Annotated in this window: 14 protein-coding genes; 7 read left to right on the forward strand and 7 right to left on the reverse strand. The window is 69.8% G+C overall.

What is annotated here, in order from left to right; all coding sequences use genetic code 11:
* The first annotated feature begins 8 nt into the window (after nt 1-8).
* The 7 genes from Vau01_RS08870 to Vau01_RS08900 all read left to right on the forward strand — a co-directional run bounded on the left by Vau01_RS08870 (nt 9) and on the right by Vau01_RS08900 (nt 7,579).
* Nucleotides 9-950, forward strand: coding sequence for a carbohydrate ABC transporter permease (locus Vau01_RS08870; protein ID WP_239151437.1), 942 nt, complete (start codon nt 9-11; stop codon nt 948-950).
* A gap of 11 nt (nt 951-961) precedes the next feature.
* Nucleotides 962-1,777, forward strand: coding sequence for a carbohydrate ABC transporter permease (locus Vau01_RS08875; RefSeq protein WP_203989138.1), 816 nt, complete (start codon nt 962-964; stop codon nt 1,775-1,777).
* A 39-nt stretch (nt 1,778-1,816) separates the two neighbouring features.
* Nucleotides 1,817-3,001: a mandelate racemase/muconate lactonizing enzyme family protein gene (locus Vau01_RS08880; protein ID WP_203989140.1), complete on the forward strand. Its 1,185-nt coding sequence runs from the start codon at nt 1,817-1,819 to the stop codon at nt 2,999-3,001.
* A gap of 41 nt (nt 3,002-3,042) precedes the next feature.
* Nucleotides 3,043-4,341 (forward strand): enolase C-terminal domain-like protein, encoded by a 1,299-nt coding sequence (locus Vau01_RS08885; protein WP_203989142.1) that lies wholly within the window; start codon nt 3,043-3,045, stop codon nt 4,339-4,341.
* A 414-nt stretch (nt 4,342-4,755) separates the two neighbouring features.
* Nucleotides 4,756-5,793, forward strand: a complete 1,038-nt coding sequence (locus Vau01_RS08890; RefSeq protein WP_203989144.1) for an ABC transporter permease — start codon at nt 4,756-4,758, stop codon at nt 5,791-5,793.
* Nucleotides 5,790-6,548, forward strand: a complete 759-nt coding sequence (locus Vau01_RS08895) for an ATP-binding cassette domain-containing protein (RefSeq protein WP_203989145.1) — start codon at nt 5,790-5,792, stop codon at nt 6,546-6,548. Before Vau01_RS08890 ends, Vau01_RS08895 begins: the two co-directional genes overlap by 4 nt.
* Before the next feature lie 83 nt (nt 6,549-6,631).
* Entirely contained in the window at nt 6,632-7,579 is a 948-nt protein-coding gene (locus Vau01_RS08900) for a sugar ABC transporter substrate-binding protein (RefSeq protein ID WP_203989147.1), read from the forward strand.
* 8 nt (nt 7,580-7,587) lie between these two features.
* Here Vau01_RS08900 and Vau01_RS08905 read toward each other — a convergent pair whose 3' ends face one another.
* Genes Vau01_RS08905 through Vau01_RS08935 form a run of 7 tightly spaced genes read right to left on the reverse strand, consistent with a single transcriptional unit; the run spans nt 7,588 to nt 15,063 of the window.
* The gene (locus Vau01_RS08905; RefSeq protein ID WP_203989150.1) at nt 7,588-8,313 is read right to left on the reverse strand and encodes a hypothetical protein; all 726 of its coding nucleotides are present in this window, start codon (nt 8,311-8,313) and stop codon (nt 7,588-7,590) included.
* Nucleotides 8,314-8,321: 8 nt separating this feature from the next.
* Nucleotides 8,322-9,368, reverse strand: coding sequence for an aldose epimerase family protein (locus Vau01_RS08910; protein WP_203989151.1), 1,047 nt, complete (start codon nt 9,366-9,368; stop codon nt 8,322-8,324).
* Between the two features lie 5 nt (nt 9,369-9,373).
* On the reverse strand, nt 9,374-10,417 hold the full coding sequence (locus Vau01_RS08915) for a Gfo/Idh/MocA family protein (RefSeq protein ID WP_203989152.1): 1,044 nt from the start codon (nt 10,415-10,417) through the stop codon (nt 9,374-9,376).
* Nucleotides 10,414-11,418, reverse strand: coding sequence for an ABC transporter permease (locus Vau01_RS08920; protein WP_203989153.1), 1,005 nt, complete (start codon nt 11,416-11,418; stop codon nt 10,414-10,416). Before Vau01_RS08920 ends, Vau01_RS08915 begins: the two co-directional genes overlap by 4 nt.
* A 36-nt stretch (nt 11,419-11,454) precedes the next feature.
* Entirely contained in the window at nt 11,455-12,414 is a 960-nt protein-coding gene (locus tag Vau01_RS08925; RefSeq protein ID WP_203989154.1) for an ABC transporter permease, read from the reverse strand.
* On the reverse strand, nt 12,407-13,966 hold the full coding sequence (locus tag Vau01_RS08930) for a sugar ABC transporter ATP-binding protein (protein WP_203989155.1): 1,560 nt from the start codon (nt 13,964-13,966) through the stop codon (nt 12,407-12,409). The genes Vau01_RS08925 and Vau01_RS08930 overlap by 8 nt, the downstream gene beginning before the upstream one ends.
* 14 nt (nt 13,967-13,980) lie before the next feature.
* Complete coding sequence (locus tag Vau01_RS08935; protein ID WP_203989156.1) at nt 13,981-15,063, reverse strand: ABC transporter substrate-binding protein; 1,083 nt, start codon at nt 15,061-15,063, stop codon at nt 13,981-13,983.
* Nucleotides 15,064-15,127 lie beyond the last annotated feature (64 nt).

The following is a 15,127-nucleotide window of genomic DNA, read 5'->3' on the forward strand; positions in this document are numbered from 1 at the left end:
TGGCCGAGATGAGTCGACGAATGTCGAACGACGCCCGGGTGACCCCCGCGCCGGCCCCTCGATGGGGCCGGCGCGGGGAGCGGATCGCGGAAATCCTGTTCGTGGTGCCGGCCGCCCTGGCCATCGCCGTCCTGTTCGGCTATCCGGTGGTCAAGAACCTGGTCATGAGCTTCCAGGACTACAGCCTGCGGACCTTCTTCACCGGCGAGGCGCCGTGGGTCGGCCTACGGAACTTCGCGACCGTCGCCGACGACGCGGTGTTCACCAAGGCGGTTGTCAACACGGTCGTGTTCACCGCCGGGTCGATCGCCGGCCAGTTCGTGATCGGCCTGTCGTTGGCGGTGTTCTTCCACCGCAACTTCCCGCTCAACCGGTTGATCCGCGCGCTGTTCCTGCTCCCCTGGCTCATCCCGTTGATCGTGGGCAGCGCCGCGTGGCGGGCGATCCTGGACCAGGACAGCGGGATCCTGAACGTCATGCTCCAGCGCGCCGGCGTCATCGACTCGCCGGTTCCCTGGTTGACCTCCCCGGACGTCGCGCTCGTCACGGTGATCCTGGTGAACATCTGGCTGGGGGTGCCGTTCAACCTCACTCTCCTCTACAGCGGCCTGCAGGACATTCCGTCGGACCTCTACGAGGCGGGCTCCCTCGACGGCGCCACCGGGTGGAAGGCGTTCCGGCACATCACCTGGCCCAACCTGCGCGAAGTCGTCGGCATCGTGCTGATGCTCGGCGTGATCTACACGTTGAAGGTGATCGACATCATCCTCGGTCTGACCGGAGGCGGCCCGGCCAACGCCACCGAGACCATCGCCACACAGTCCTACGAGCGCTCGTTCGTGGAGTTCGCGTTCGGCGAGGGCGCCGCCCTGAGCAACATCCTCATCGTCATCTCGTTGGCGTTCGCGGTCGTGTACCTGCGCGCCACCCGACGCCGGATCTACGACTAATGAACCGACCCATGACCGTTCATCGAATCCGGAGAACCGTCCGCACCGCGGTCGCGCTGGTTCTTCTCACCGTCATGCTGTTCCCCGTCTACTGGATGGTGAACATCTCGCTGCAGCCCAGCGGGAACACATTGTCCGCCACCTATCTCCCGGCCCATCCGACGCTCGACGGCTACCGGACCGCGCTGCACGACCAGGGACACAACCTGGTGACCAGCCTGCTGGTCGCCTCCGGCACCGTGGTGCTCACGTTGGTCGTCGCCGCACCGTGCGGCTACGCGCTGGCGCAGTTCAGGTTCCGCTGGATCAACTGGGCCCTGCTGGCCGTGCTGCTCTCGCAGATGATCCCGGGCATCGTGATCGCCAACGCGTTGTACACGCTGTACGAACGGCTGGGCCTGCTCAACTCCGTTCCCGGCCTGATCGTCGCGAACGCCGCCAACGCGATACCGTTCGGCATCCTGATCCTGCGCTCATTCATGCTGGGCGTGCCACCGTCGATCGTCGAGGCGGCCCGCGTCGACGGCGCCGGTCCGCTCCGGTCCTTCCTGTCGGTCGTGGTACCGATCAGCCGCAACTCACTGATCACCGTCGGGCTGTTCGCGTTCCTGTTCGCCTGGAGCGACTTCATCTTCGCGCTGACCCTGACGACGAAGGGCACCGTCGTACCGGTCACGCTGGGGATCTACACCTATCTGGGCGCGCACGTGTCCAACTGGAGCGCGGTGATGGCCACCGCGGTGCTCGCGTCGATCCCCGCCGTCATCCTGCTCGTCGTCGCCCAGAAGTACGTCGCCGCCGGCGCCACCGGTGGCGCCGTCAAGTAGCGCGTACCCGTTCCACCGAGGGAAGATCGAAGGGCTGACATGCGGATTACCGGGTACCGGACCCTGACGACGGTCCAGGACTGGGGTCGACCCATCGGCGACGCCAACGGCGTCTACGCCGACGGGATCGTGTCGGTGCCGATCATCCTGGTCGACACCGACGAGGGCATCACCGGTGTCGGCCTCGGCCCGCACGTGCAGGTCGACTCGGTGTTCGCCGCCATCGACGGCGAGGACCCGCGCAGCGTGACCGCGCTTTACGACCGCATGTTGCGGCGGACGTTCAAGGCCGGCCACGCGGGCGCCGTGTTCGGAACCATCGGCGCGCTGGACACCGCGTTGTGGGACATCAAGGCACAGGCGGCGGGCGAGCCGTTGTGGCGCCTGCTCGGTGGACGCGACCGCACAGTCCCCGCCTACGCCTCCGGCCTCGACATCGGCCTGACCGACAGCGAGCTCGTCTCGGTCTACCGGACCTTCGCCGGGTACGGGTTACGCGCGGCCAAGCTCAAGGGCGGCCTCGACATCGAGCGCGACCGCCACCGTCTGACCCTGGTGCGCGACGTTCTGACCGACGCCGCGCACGGCTCGCGGCCGAGCCTGATGCTAGACGTCAACGAGTCGTGGACCCGCAAGCAGGCGGTTCGGCACGTCCAGGAGATCGAGCGGATCCTCGACCTCACCTGGATCGAGGAGCCCGTCCGGCGCTGGGACGCCGAGGGTCTGGCCGTGGTCAGTCGCGCGGTCCACGCGTCGGTCGCGACGGGCGAGAACCTCACCGGCCTGGAGCAATTCCGTCCACTGGTCGCCGCCGGAGCCGTCGACGTGGTCCAGATCGCCGCGGTGTGGGGCATCACGCACTTCCTCCGGGTCGCCGCGCTCGCCAACGCGCACGATCTTCCGGTGAGCCCGATCGGCAACACTCCGATCGCGCTGCTGCACGCCGCAACGTCGACGCCAAACCACCTCGTGAGCGAGCTCCAGGACCTCCAGCCGCCGGTCGGGGTCTCCTTCGACCTGACGATCGAGGACGGCGCGTTCATCCTGGCCGACTCGCCCGGACTGGGCATCAGGGTCGACGAGGCCGCGATCGCCGCCACCCCTCTCCGGCCGCACGACGACGTGGGCGAGGGGCCCTCGGTGCGGCCGGACCAGGCAGGGCGGCGGCTGCTGGTGACCGCGCGAGCCGTCACCCGGCCGGCTCCGGCCCCCGTCGCGTCGTGAACCGGTAACGCCGCCCGTCTCTCCCGCATCGGAGTTCAGCCATGCCGACGATCACCGCGATCGACGTCGTCGACGTCCGTTTTCCCACCGCCCGGGTCCGGCCCGGGTGCCCGCCGACGCATCCGGACCGGGAGCACTCCGTCGCGTACGTGGCGATCTGGACCAGCACCGAACTGGCCGGCCACGGCCTCGCGTTCACCATCGGCCGAGACAACCCCGTGTGCGTCGCCGCGGCGCGCCGGGTCGCCGCACCGCTGCTGGGTCGGGACGTGGACGACGTGGCCGCGTCGCTCGGGACGACGTACCGACAACTCGTCGAGGCCGGCGAACCTGACGCGGGCACGGCTGTGGTCCGGCTCGCCACCGCCGCCGTGCTGACGGCGGTCTGGGATCTGGTGGCCCGGCGGGCGGGGAAACCGGTGTGGCGCCTGGTCTCGGAGATGGAACCGACCGAACTGGTGGCGGCGTGCGACTTCGGGCCGCTGTCCGACGCGTTGCCCCGGCAGGAGGCGGTGGAGATGCTCGAGCGACTCGCTCCCACCCGCGCGCAGCGGGTGCGGCATCTCGCCCAGGTCGGGTATCCGGCGTACACCAGCGTTCCGGGCCCGCCGGGCCACACCGACGCGCAGCTACGGACGTTCTACGAGAACGCGGTCGCCGACGGGTGGCACGCCGTCAAGGTCGAGGTCGGCGGCAACGTCGGCGGTGTCAGACGGAGGCTGGCCGCCGCCCGCGCGGCGCTGGGTCCCGACGCCACGCTGCTCGTCGACGCCCGACACCGGTGGGACGTGAAGGAAGCCATCCACCACGGCACCGAGCTCGCCGAGTTCGGTCCACTGTGGATAGAGGAGCCGACGGATCCGGACGACGTCGCCGGGCACGCCTCCATCAGGGCGGCCCTGTCACCGGTCGGCGTGGCGACGGTCGGCAGTTGCCACAGCCGGGTCATGGTCAAGCGGATGGTGGAGGCCCGCGCCGTCGACTGTTGCCGGATCGACCCCGGCCGGTTGGTGAGCGTCAACGAGATCGTGCCGGTGCTGCTGCTCGCGGCGAAGTTCGGCGTTCCGGTGTGCTATCCCGGCGATGGCGTCGGGCTGAGCGAGCTGGTTCAACACATCGCCATGATCGACTTCATCTGTGTGAGCGGCAGCATGGTCGGGCGGCTCATCGAGCACGTCGACGTCCTCCACGAGCACTTCAGCAGTCCCGCGGTCGTCGAAGGTGCGTGGCACCGGCCGCCGACGGATCCCGGATACAGTGCCCGCATGCAACCCGAGTCCCTTGCGACGTACCGCTATCCCGACGGCGCGTACTGGCGTGAGGCCGCGGCGCGGCGGTAGGAGCGGCGTGGCCGGCTCGACCCCGGCGCCACATCATCGGGGTCGAGGACGCGGTGCGCGCAATGAGCGCCACCGGCCGGCGGGGATGCCCTGGCCCACGTCAACACGTCCGAGTCGTGGCTGCGCACCGTCCTGAGTCAGCAGCCGACCGAGGATCCGGCGTAGCTCCGCATGGCACGAACATCAGATGAATCCGTGATCGATGAAGCTAACGCGTCTGCGATCTGCGCACCGCTAAGCAAGCATTTTTGTGGTATGACCTCGATTTATGGCCGCCCGAGCCGTTTGGAGACTAGACGAGAAGTCTGCCGCCGCGTATAAAACATCTTATCAATCCTGACGGGATTGCCGTACTACGTTCACCGCCCGTAGTGCGCACCCGTCGCCGTGCGCGGTCCGGAACGAGGTGGACGCATGGCCGTGAGCACGACCGAGCCCGACGTCACTCCGAAGACGGGTCCGCCCTCGCGGCGCCCCACCTGGCCGAGCATCGCGCTCGCGGTGATCCGCACCGGTCCGGCGCTGATGCTCGTCGCGGTCATCGCGGCGGCGGGCATGCTGTCGCCGGTCTTCCTCACCACCCGCAACCTCGGCAACGTGCTCGCGCAGACGGCGGTCATCGCGATCCTGGCGATCGCACAGCTGCTCGTCATCATCACGCGCGGCATCGATCTCTCCGTCGGCTCCACCATCGCTCTCGCGGCCGTCGTCGGCGCACTGACGTTCGAGGCTGTCCCGTCCACGCCACTGGTCGTGCTGGCGATGCTCGGCACCGGCCTGGCCGTGGGTCTGGTGAACGGCACCGGACTCGTGTGGGGCCGCCTGCCGCACCCGTTCATCGTCACGCTGGCGACGCTCAGCGTGGCCCACGGCCTCGCGCTGTGGCTCGCCGGTGGCCAGCCGCACCGGGGAATGCCCGACCTCGTCCAGCAGATCGGCGGGGGCTCGATCGGGTGGCTCCCGTACTCGACGTTCCTCGTCATCGCGCTCGCCCTCGCGGTCCTGTTCCTGACCACACGCGTGGTCTGGGGACGGTGGATCTATGCCGTCGGCGGCAACCCCGACGCCGCGCGTCGCTCGGCGATCCCCGTCAACGGCGTGCTCATCTCGGTGTACGCGCTCAGCGGTCTGTCCGCGGGCATCGCGGCGATCGTCACCTCCGGCCGCCTCAACGCCGGCTCACCGACCTTCGGGGAACTCGCCGAGCTCGACGCCATCGCCGCGGTCGTGATCGGCGGGGCGAGCTTCCTCGGTGGACGCGGGACGGTGGGCAACGCGCTGATCGGAGCCTTCATGATCGGGGTCATCCGCAACGCGATGAACCTCCTGAACGTCGACGCCTTCGTCCAGCCGATCGTGATCGGCCTGGTGATCCTGGTCGCGGTGGAACTCGACGTCGTGCGCGGCGTGCTGGAGCGGCGGTTCCGGGTGATGCGGGCGGCGCAGTCATGACCGCCACCGCCCGGGTACCGGCGCTCCGCGTGGTCGCCGCGGTGAAGAGATTCGGGCTCGTCGTCGCGCTCGACGGAGTCGACCTCGAGGTCCACCACGGCGAAATTCTCGCTCTCCTGGGCGACAACGGCGCCGGAAAGTCAACGCTGATCAAGTGCATCAGCGGGGTGCACCGGCTCGACTCCGGACACGTCGAACTCGACGGCACGCCGGTCGACCTCCACTCGCCGGCGGCGGCCCGCGCCCACGGCATCGAAACCGTCTACCAGGACCTGGCGCTGTTCGACAATCTGGATCCGGCGGCCAACTTCTACGCCGGGCGGGAATCGGCCGGGCCGCGATGGCTACCACGGGGACTGCGGGTGCTGCGACGCCGCGCGATGGCCGAAACCACCGCCGACGTCCTCGACCGGCTGCAGGTCCAGGTGCACGGCGGCCAGTCCACCGTCGGCCTGCTGTCCGGCGGTCAGCGCCAGGCGATCGCCGTCGCCCGCGCGGCCGCGTTCGACTCCCGCATCGTCATCCTCGACGAACCGACCGCCGCGCTCGGACTCCGCGAGTCCCGGCGCGTCCTCGACCTGATCATCCGCCTTCGCGACGAAGGCCGGGCCGTCATCGTCATCTCACACGCCATGGACCACGTGATCGAAATCGCCGACCGGGCCGCCGTCATGAGGCGGGGCCGCAAGGTAGGCGAGGAAGTGCCCAACCCGGACACCCGACAGCGGATCGTCTCGCTGATCGTCGGCGCCTGACGCCGCCACCCCACCCCGCAGGCACGCACCGTGTGCCTGCGGCACTTCCCCCATCCCACGTCGATCCCGAAGGGACTGACTCCATGAAACGCACCCGATCCCTGCTTGCGCCTGCCCTCACCGTCGCCGTGGCCGTCGCCATCGCCGCGGCCGGCTGCGGCTCCGACGACCCGGCCGCCGGCTCCGACACCATCAAGGTCGGTTTCATCACCAAGTTCCCGGTGGACTTCTACGACACCATGGTCGACGCGGTCAAGAAGTACGACGCCGACCACAAGGACGTCGACGTCGTCTTCGGCCAGGGAAAGAGCGGCACCGACGACGAAGGCGTCATCGCCATCATCGAGAACATGATCACCCAGGACGTGAAGGCGATCGCCGTCACGCCGACGAGCCCCAACGTCCAGGGCGCCCTTGACAAGGCGGTGAAGGCGGGCATCAAGGTCGTGCTCGTCGACAACGACATCCCGGGCTGGAACGGCAAGTCGTCGGTGGTGGCGACCGACAACCTCGCCGGTGGCAAGCTCGCCGGCGAGTGGCTCGCGAAGAAGCTGTCGCCCGGCTCCACCCTCGCCGTTCTCCAGGGTCGGCTGGGCAACCCGTCGCTGGACGATCGCGTCAAGGGCCTCAAGCAGGGACTGGGAACCGTCGCCACGATCGTCGCCGAGCCCGCCACCGACTGCGACCAGACCAAGGGCCTCAACGCGGCACAGGACATCCTCACCGCCAACCCGAACGTCACCGCGATCTACGGCGCGTGCGGACCGCCCATCACCGGCGCCCTGCAGGCGATCAAGGCCGCCAACAAGAAGGCGGGGGCCATCACCGTGGTCGGGTTCGACGCCTCCCCCGACGAGCTGACCGCGATCGCCAACGGCGAGCAGGCCGCGTCCGTCGCGCAGTTCCCGGCCAAGATGGGTTCCCTCGGTATCGAGACCGCCGTCGCCGCCGCCCGCGGGGAGCAGGTGTCGGCCAACGTCGACACCGGTACGGAAATCGTCACGAAGGACAACGTGAGCCAGTTCAAGTAGGACCCGGCCTATCCCCCGGAGATCAGCACGTACGCGATGGACGCGGCGCACAGCAGCCCGAACAGGACCACCGGCACCAGCAGCCAGGTGACAATGCCGAGGCCGGCGGCCACGAAACCCTGGGCGCCGGCCGACAGGTGGAACCGCGGATCCGGGGACGGGTTCGGCGTGGGTTCGGTGGCCAGGTGGATGACGTCGCCCGGCGACAGGAGGTGCTCGGCGACCGTGAAGCGGCCCGGATCGGCTTCGATCCGGGCGCGCACCGCGGCCGGCAGCCCCACCGCGGAAAGGCGGTCCAGCATGGCGATGTCGATCGGGAACCGGGTCACGTGACCCACCGGCACGTCCACGACGATCCGGTCGGCGCGCACCGCCAGCGTGCCGGGCCGGTGGGTGACCTGCTTCCGCCGGGTGCGGATCTCCTGGTCGTAACGGACCTGGATGTCCCCGGCGGACGTCCACTGCCACAACGGGTGCGGCTGGTCGGCAGCCGTGACGGAGGTCGTCGCCAGCGCACCCGGCGCTCCGGTCAGCGGGCCGCGGACGGTGGACGGGCCGGTGATCACGCCGCGGACCGCGATCGCCACCGCGCCCGCCTCGTGGAGCCTGATCAGCGCGTTGCGCCCCGGAGCCCGGTTGGCCGCGCGCACGACGAGGCGCGCGGCCCAGGCGCTGACCGCCGCGATCCCGGCGACGAGCAGCCAGCCGAGCACGTCGCCGATCAGTCCGAGCACGACCTGCATTATCGGCTCGTGCTGAACCGGTAGACGGTGGTGGTCCGGTAGACCTGTCCCGGCCGCAGCACCGTGGTGGGGAAGTTCGGGTGGTTCGGGGAGTCGGGGAAGTGCTGGGTCTCCAGCGCGAAGCCGGCGCCCCGGTGGTAGGCGCGTCCGCTGGTGCCCGTCAGTGTCCCGTCGAGGAGGTTGCCGGAGTAGAACTGGATTCCGGGCTCCTCGGTCAGCACCGTCAGCACGCGTCCACTCTGCGGCTCGACGACCGTGGCCACCTCCACCAGACCGGAGCCCGGCTCCCGGTCCAGGACCCAGTTGTGGTCGTAGCCACCACCGTTGACCAGTTGCGGGAAGTCGTCGCGGATCCGCTCGCCGATCGCGACCGGCCGGGTGAAGTCCATCGGCGTTCCGGCGACGGGGTCGATGCTGCCGGTCGGGATCAGGGTCTCGTCGACCGGCGTGTACCGGCCGGCGTCGATCCGCAGCACGTGGCCCTCGACGCTGCCGGAGCCCTCGCCGGCGAGGTTGAAGTACGTGTGGTTGGTGAGGTTGACGATCGTCGGCCGGTCGGTCGTGGCCCGGTACCCGATCCGGAGGGCGTTGTCGGAGGTGAGCGTGTACGTGACCGTCGTGGTCAGGGTGCCCGGGTAACCCTGGTCGAGATCCGGGCTGATGTGCCGCATCCGGACGCCGACCGCGTCGCCCCGCTCGAACGGCGTCGCTTTCCAGACGTGCTTGTCGAAGCCCACGGTGCCACCGTGCAGGCTGTTCGGACCGTCGTTGGTCGGCAGCCGGTAGCTGGCACCGTCGAGGGTGAACCGGCCCAGCGCGATCCGGTTGGCGTAGCGGCCGGTGATGCATCCGAAGTACGGACTGCGCTCCACGTAGTCGGTGAGACCGGCGAAACCCAGGACGACGTTCGACACCCGACCGCGCCGGTCGGGAACCTCGATCGACTGGATGATCCCGCCGAACGTCAGGATCCGTACGCGCATGCCCTGTGTGTTGCCGAGCGTGAACCGGTCGACCTCGCCGTCGAGGACGTCTCTTCCGTACATGTCCGCTACTCCACTGTGGACACTCGCGTGCCGGTCTCGAAGGAGCGCACGACCGCGTCGGCCAGCACGAGGGCGCGCCGCCCGGCGGCCATCGGGACCGGCGGCTCACGCCCGTCGCGCAGCGCCGCGAACACCTCGTCGACGTGCCGGTCGAACGTCGCATGGAAGCTGCGGTCGGTGTCGTTGAAGTAGCCGGCCCGCCAGACGTGTGCGGTCTCGTCGCCGGCGCGTTGCAGGCTGAACCGGCGCACGGTGTCGTGGATCTGCACCCGACCGGCGGTGCCGTTCAGCTCCACGACGTGCGTGTCGGGGTAGGCGTACGACGAGTCGTAGCTTCCGATCAGGCTGCCGACCGCGCCGTTGTCGAAGCGCAACGCGACCGCGAGGGTGGACCAGCCGTTCCCGCTGGGGTCGGCCAGTTGCGCCATGACCGAGGTGATCGGTCCGCACAGGTGCTCCAGCATGTCGAAGCCGTGGCACTGGGTCTCGATGAGATTGGCGTGCGGGTGCCGGCCGGTGCCCGCCTCGCCGCCGAAGCGCCACGTGGCGAACGCGAGCCGGCCCAGGTCGCCGCGGGCGATCGCGTCGAACGCCAGGCGCACCGGCCGGGCGTACCGGTGGTTGAAGTTGATCCCGACGAACAGCCGGCGTGCCTCCGCCTCCGCGATGAGGATGTCGGCCTCGTCCAGCGAGAACACCAACGGCTTCTCCACCAGCAGCGGCACCGCGCACCGGATGAGCTGCAGCGTCGGCGCGAAATGCGCCTCGTTCGGCAGGCAGACCGTGACGAGCTCGGGCCGTTCGCGGTCGATCATCTCCTCGACGTCGACGTAACCCCGCGTCCTGAACTCCAGCGCGCGGGCGGCGGTGCGCGCCGGATCGCGTCCGACGACCGCCACCAGCGACGCGTCGGTGCGGCTGGCGAACAGTTCCGCGTGCTGGCGTCCCCACCATTCGCCCGTTCCGACGACGGCGACCCGCACCGGCGCGCCCGTGCCGCGGTCGCCGCGCCGGACCACGCCGGGAGCGTAGGCCGCGGCCCGGTTCACCGGGGCCTCCGCCGGGCCAGCCGGGACTGGACGAGCACCACCACGATCAGGAACGTCCCGCTGACGACCTGCTGGTAGTACGACGTGAGCGTGCCCACCTGGTTGATCAGGTTCTGGATCACCTTCAGCAGCAGCACTCCCACCAGGGTCCCGCTCAGCGAACCGGCACCACCGGACAGCAGGGTCCCCCCGATGACCACCGCGGCGATCGCCTCCAGTTCCCGCCCCTCGCCGATCGTCGGCAGGCCCGACTGTGTCTGCGCGGCGACGAGGACACCGGCGACCCCGGCCAGAACCGCGCTGATCACGTAGACCAGCAGCCGCACCCGGGCGACGGGTGCGCCCATCAGCTCCGCCGCCTCCTGGTTGTCGCCGACGGCGAACACGGACTGGCCGAACCGGGTCCGGTTGAGCACCACCACGCCGACCGCGAACGCCAGCAGCGCGAGCCACACCGGCGCGTGCAGGCCCAGCCAGCGGGCCTGGCCGAGCCGGGTCAACGTGAGATCCGCCGGGATGATGAAGACCGTGTTCCCCTCGTCGGCGACGGCGAACGCCAATCCACGGGCGAAAAGCAGCGCGGCCAGCGTGACGATGAACGGAGCGATCCGCGCCCGCGCGATCAGCAGTCCGTTGACCAGACCGAACACCGCGCACACCAGCAACGGCAACACGATGGCCGGAACGCTGCCCCAGCGCGCGCCGTACGCCGTGAGCACGCCCGACAGCGCCAGCAGCGAACCCACCGACAGGTCGATGCCACCGCTGAGAATGACGAACGTCATCCCGATGGCGATCAGCAGAAGGTAGGACCCGTCGAGCGCGATGTTGCCCAGGTTCTGTGCGCTGGCGAAGCTGTCGCCGAACGCCACCGCACCACCGACGAGCACCAGCGCCAGGACGATCGGCGCACCGGCCCGCTCGGCCGGCCACCGCCGGCCGCGCAGCGACAGGCCCAGCCGTCGTGGCGGTGTCCCGACCGCGTTCTCAGCCGTCGTCATGCGATCCGCCCGACCCGGTGCGCCGCGCGTGGGAGGTCAAGCCCGGCTCCGTCCGCGTTGCGCGTACACCGCCGCGACGATGATGCCCGCCTGGATCATGCGGGCGGCGGAGTCCGGCAGGTTCTGCTGAATCACCGTTGCCGTGATGAGCTGCATCAGCAGCGCTCCCATCAGTGTGCCGAGAATGCGGACGCGGCCACCGGACAACGGTGTGCCGCCGACGACGACCGCCGTGATGGCGCTCAGTTCGATGAGCAGACCGACGAACGACGGGTCGCTCGCGCCCTGCCGCGCGGTGCTCAGGACCCCGGCGCCGGCGGCGAGCGCCCCGCTCACCACGTACACCGTGACGAGCGTCCGCTTGACCGGTAGACCGGCGAGCGTGGCCGCCGCCCGGTTCCCACCGACCGCGAGCACCCGCCGGCCGAACGCCGCCCGGCGGACCGCGAGCCCGGCGGCGGCGGTGACCGCGAGCACGATCAGGACGCTGATCGGGACGCCGAGCACCGCCCCGTTGCCCAGCGCGTCGAGGGTCGGGTCGAACAGCTCGGTCAGCCGCCCGTCGGTGAAGACCAGCGCCAGCCCGCGGCCGGCCACGAGCAGACCGAGCGTCGCGATGATCGGCTGCATGCCGGCGAAGGCCACGAGGGAACCGTTCACCAGACCGACCGCGACGCCGGCCACGAGCGCGATCGCGATCGCGGGCCACACGCCGTAGCCGATGTACAACGGCAGCAGCGCCGCGCTGATCGCCATGGTCGAACCGACCGACAGGTCGATGCCCTCGGTGGCGATGACCAGCGCCATCCCGATGGCGACGATGGCCACCGGTGCGACCTGCACCAGTTGCAGGCGCAGGTTGGTCACCGTGGCGAAGTGCGGCGTGAACATGAGGTTGAAGACCAGCAACAGCGCGGTCGCCACGTAGACACCCGTCCGCTGGACCAGGTCCGGTACGTCGACGCTCCGCCGGCGCGCGGTGCGGCTGTCAGGCATCGCGGTCCCCCGGCTCGTACCCGGCCTCCGACGCCGACTCCGACGCGACGGCGATGGTGCGCATGATGCGGTCCTCGCTGATCTCGTCGCCGCGCAGCGTGCCGACGACCGCGCCGTCACGGAGGACCAGCACACGGTCGGCGCCCTCGACGACCTCCTCGAGCTCGGAGGAGATCAGCAGGACGCCGAGGCCCTGCTCGGCGAGTTCGTCGATGAGGGACTGGATCTCCGACTTCGCGCCGACGTCGATCCCGCGGGTGGGCTCGTCGAGGATGAGCACCTTCGGGTGCAGGCACAGCATCCGGGCCAGCAGCACCTTCTGCTGGTTGCCCCCGGACAGCTCGCGCACCTTCTGGTCGGTGCTCGCGACCTTGATCCGCAGGCGTTCGACGAAGGTGTCGACGAGCTCCGCCTGCCGGCGTTCGGACAGGAATCCACCGGTGGTGAGCCGCGGCAGTGCCGCCAACACGATGTTGTCGCGCACGGACAGGTCGGCGATGATGCCCTCCGCCTTGCGGTCCTCGGGGATCATCGCGAGACCGTCACGGACGGACGACGCCGGTGACCACCGCCGCCGCGCGCGGCCACCGACGCTGACCGATCCGCTGTCGACCGGGTCGACGCCGAAGACCGCCTTCGCCGTTTCCGTGCGCCCCGATCCCAGGAGTCCGGCCAGGCCGACGACCTCACCCGCGTTCACGTCGACGGTGATGTCGTCGAGCAACGGCCGCCGGGTGAGCCCGGCGGCCTGCAGCACGGGCGCGCCGGTGACGCCGCGATGTTCGTCGGTGAACGTCGTCGCGCCGTGTTCGCGCACCTCGTCGACGTCGCGGCCGAGCATGGTCGCCACCAGCCGCAGCCGGGTGGTGTCGGCGACCGGGCCGCTGTGCACGAGCCGGCCGTCCCGGAGGACGGTGACCCGCGCGCAGAACCGGAAGACCTCGTCGAGCTTGTGCGTCACGTACAGGACGGCGACCCGCTGGCGGCGCAGCACGTCGATCACCCCGGCGAGCAGGTCGACCTCGCGTGGCTCCAACGACGAGGTCGGTTCGTCCATGATGACCACGCGGGCGTCGGTCGACAGCGCCCGGGCCACCGCGACCATCTGCTGCACGCCGAGCCCGAGCTCGCCGAGCCGGCGCCGGACGTCGACGGTGATGCCGTACCGGGCCAGCGTGTCCCGCGCTGCCCGGTACATCCGCCGGCGGTCGACGAGGCCGAGCCGGTTCCTCGGTTCCCGGCCCAGGAACAGGTTGCTGGCGACGCTCTGCAGCGGCACCAGGTTCACCTCCTGGTAGATGGTGCTGATCCCGGCGGCCTGCGCGTCGCGGGGCCCGGCGAACGCGACCGGTTCGCCGAGGAAGCGCACCTCGCCCGCGTCCGGCCGGTACACCCCGGTGATGAGCTTGATCAGGGTCGACTTGCCGGCGCCGTTCTCGCCGACCAGCGCGTGCACCTCGCCGGCCCGCAGCTGCATCGAGACGCCGTCGAGGGCTCGGACACCGGCGAACTGCTTGCTCACCGACCGGACGTCGATGGCGGGGGTCGTCATGCGGCTCACACCCGTCAGTACGCGTTGACCAGTTCGGCCTGCGCGTTCTCCTTCGTGTACTCCTTGTCCGAGATGATCGTCTTCTCCGCGACGCCCTTGCCGCTGTAGAAGTCCTCGAGCGCCTGGAAGGCAAGGGGACCGAAGCGCGGGTTCGACTCGATGACCCCGGCGATCCAGCCGTCGACGATGCCCTGCACCGCGCCCTTGGTGCCGTCGATCGTGATGATCTTGACGTCGCCCGGCTTCTTGTTCGCGCCCTTGAGCGCCGCCACGGCACCCAGCGCCATCTCGTCGTTCTCGGCGTAGATCGCCGTGATGTTCGGGTTGGCGGAGATCAGCTGCTCGGTGACCTTCTGGCCCTTCTCCCGCGTGAAGTCGCCGGTCTGCTCGGCGACGACCTTCAGCTTGGAGCCCTTCGCCACGAGCTGGTCCTTGAAGCCCTTCGTGCGGTCGACCGTGACGTTGACACCCGACGCGCCGAGCAGGATCGCCACGTCGCCCTGGTCACCGGTCGCCTTCATCATGGCGTCGGCCGCCCGCTCACCCTGCTTGACGAAGTCCGAGCCGATCCAGCCCAGGTAGTCCTTGCAGGCGGTCTTCGTGGTCAGCAACCGGTCGATGGTCATGACCGGCACCTTCGCGTCCTGTGCCGCCTTGAGCGCCGGGTCGAGGCCCTCGGAGTTGAGCGGCGAGATGATCAGCGCCTTGGCACCCTGCGCGATCATGCCCTGGATGTCGGCGATCTCCTTGTTGAGGTCCGACTGGGCGTTGGTCGTGATCAGCTTGATGCCGCGCTTGGCCGCCTCGTCCTTGATGGACTGGGTCTCGGTGATCCGGAAGGGGTTGGCTTCCTTCTCCGATTGCGCGAAGCCGACGGTGATGTTCTTCAGGTCGAGCTTGGGAACGCCGCCGTTGTACTTCTCCGGCGTACATCCGCCCGCCCCGGAGGTCGCCTGGACCTGCTGGGCGGAGTCGCCCTGGGCGCCGGTCTTGTCGGCGTCGTCGGCGCTCTTGGTGCAGGCACCGGCGCCGAGCACGAACACGGCGAGGACGGTGCCGACTGCTGTGCCACGGAAGAGTTTTCTGGACCGAGGCATCGGGTGCCTCCCTTTCCATAGGTACGGCGGAGCGGGCGTCGCAGCCCGGGGAAGGGCGGCTCGA

The sequence above is a fragment of the Virgisporangium aurantiacum genome, from assembly GCF_016863635.1.
GTDB lineage: Bacteria > Actinomycetota > Actinomycetes > Mycobacteriales > Micromonosporaceae > Virgisporangium > Virgisporangium aurantiacum.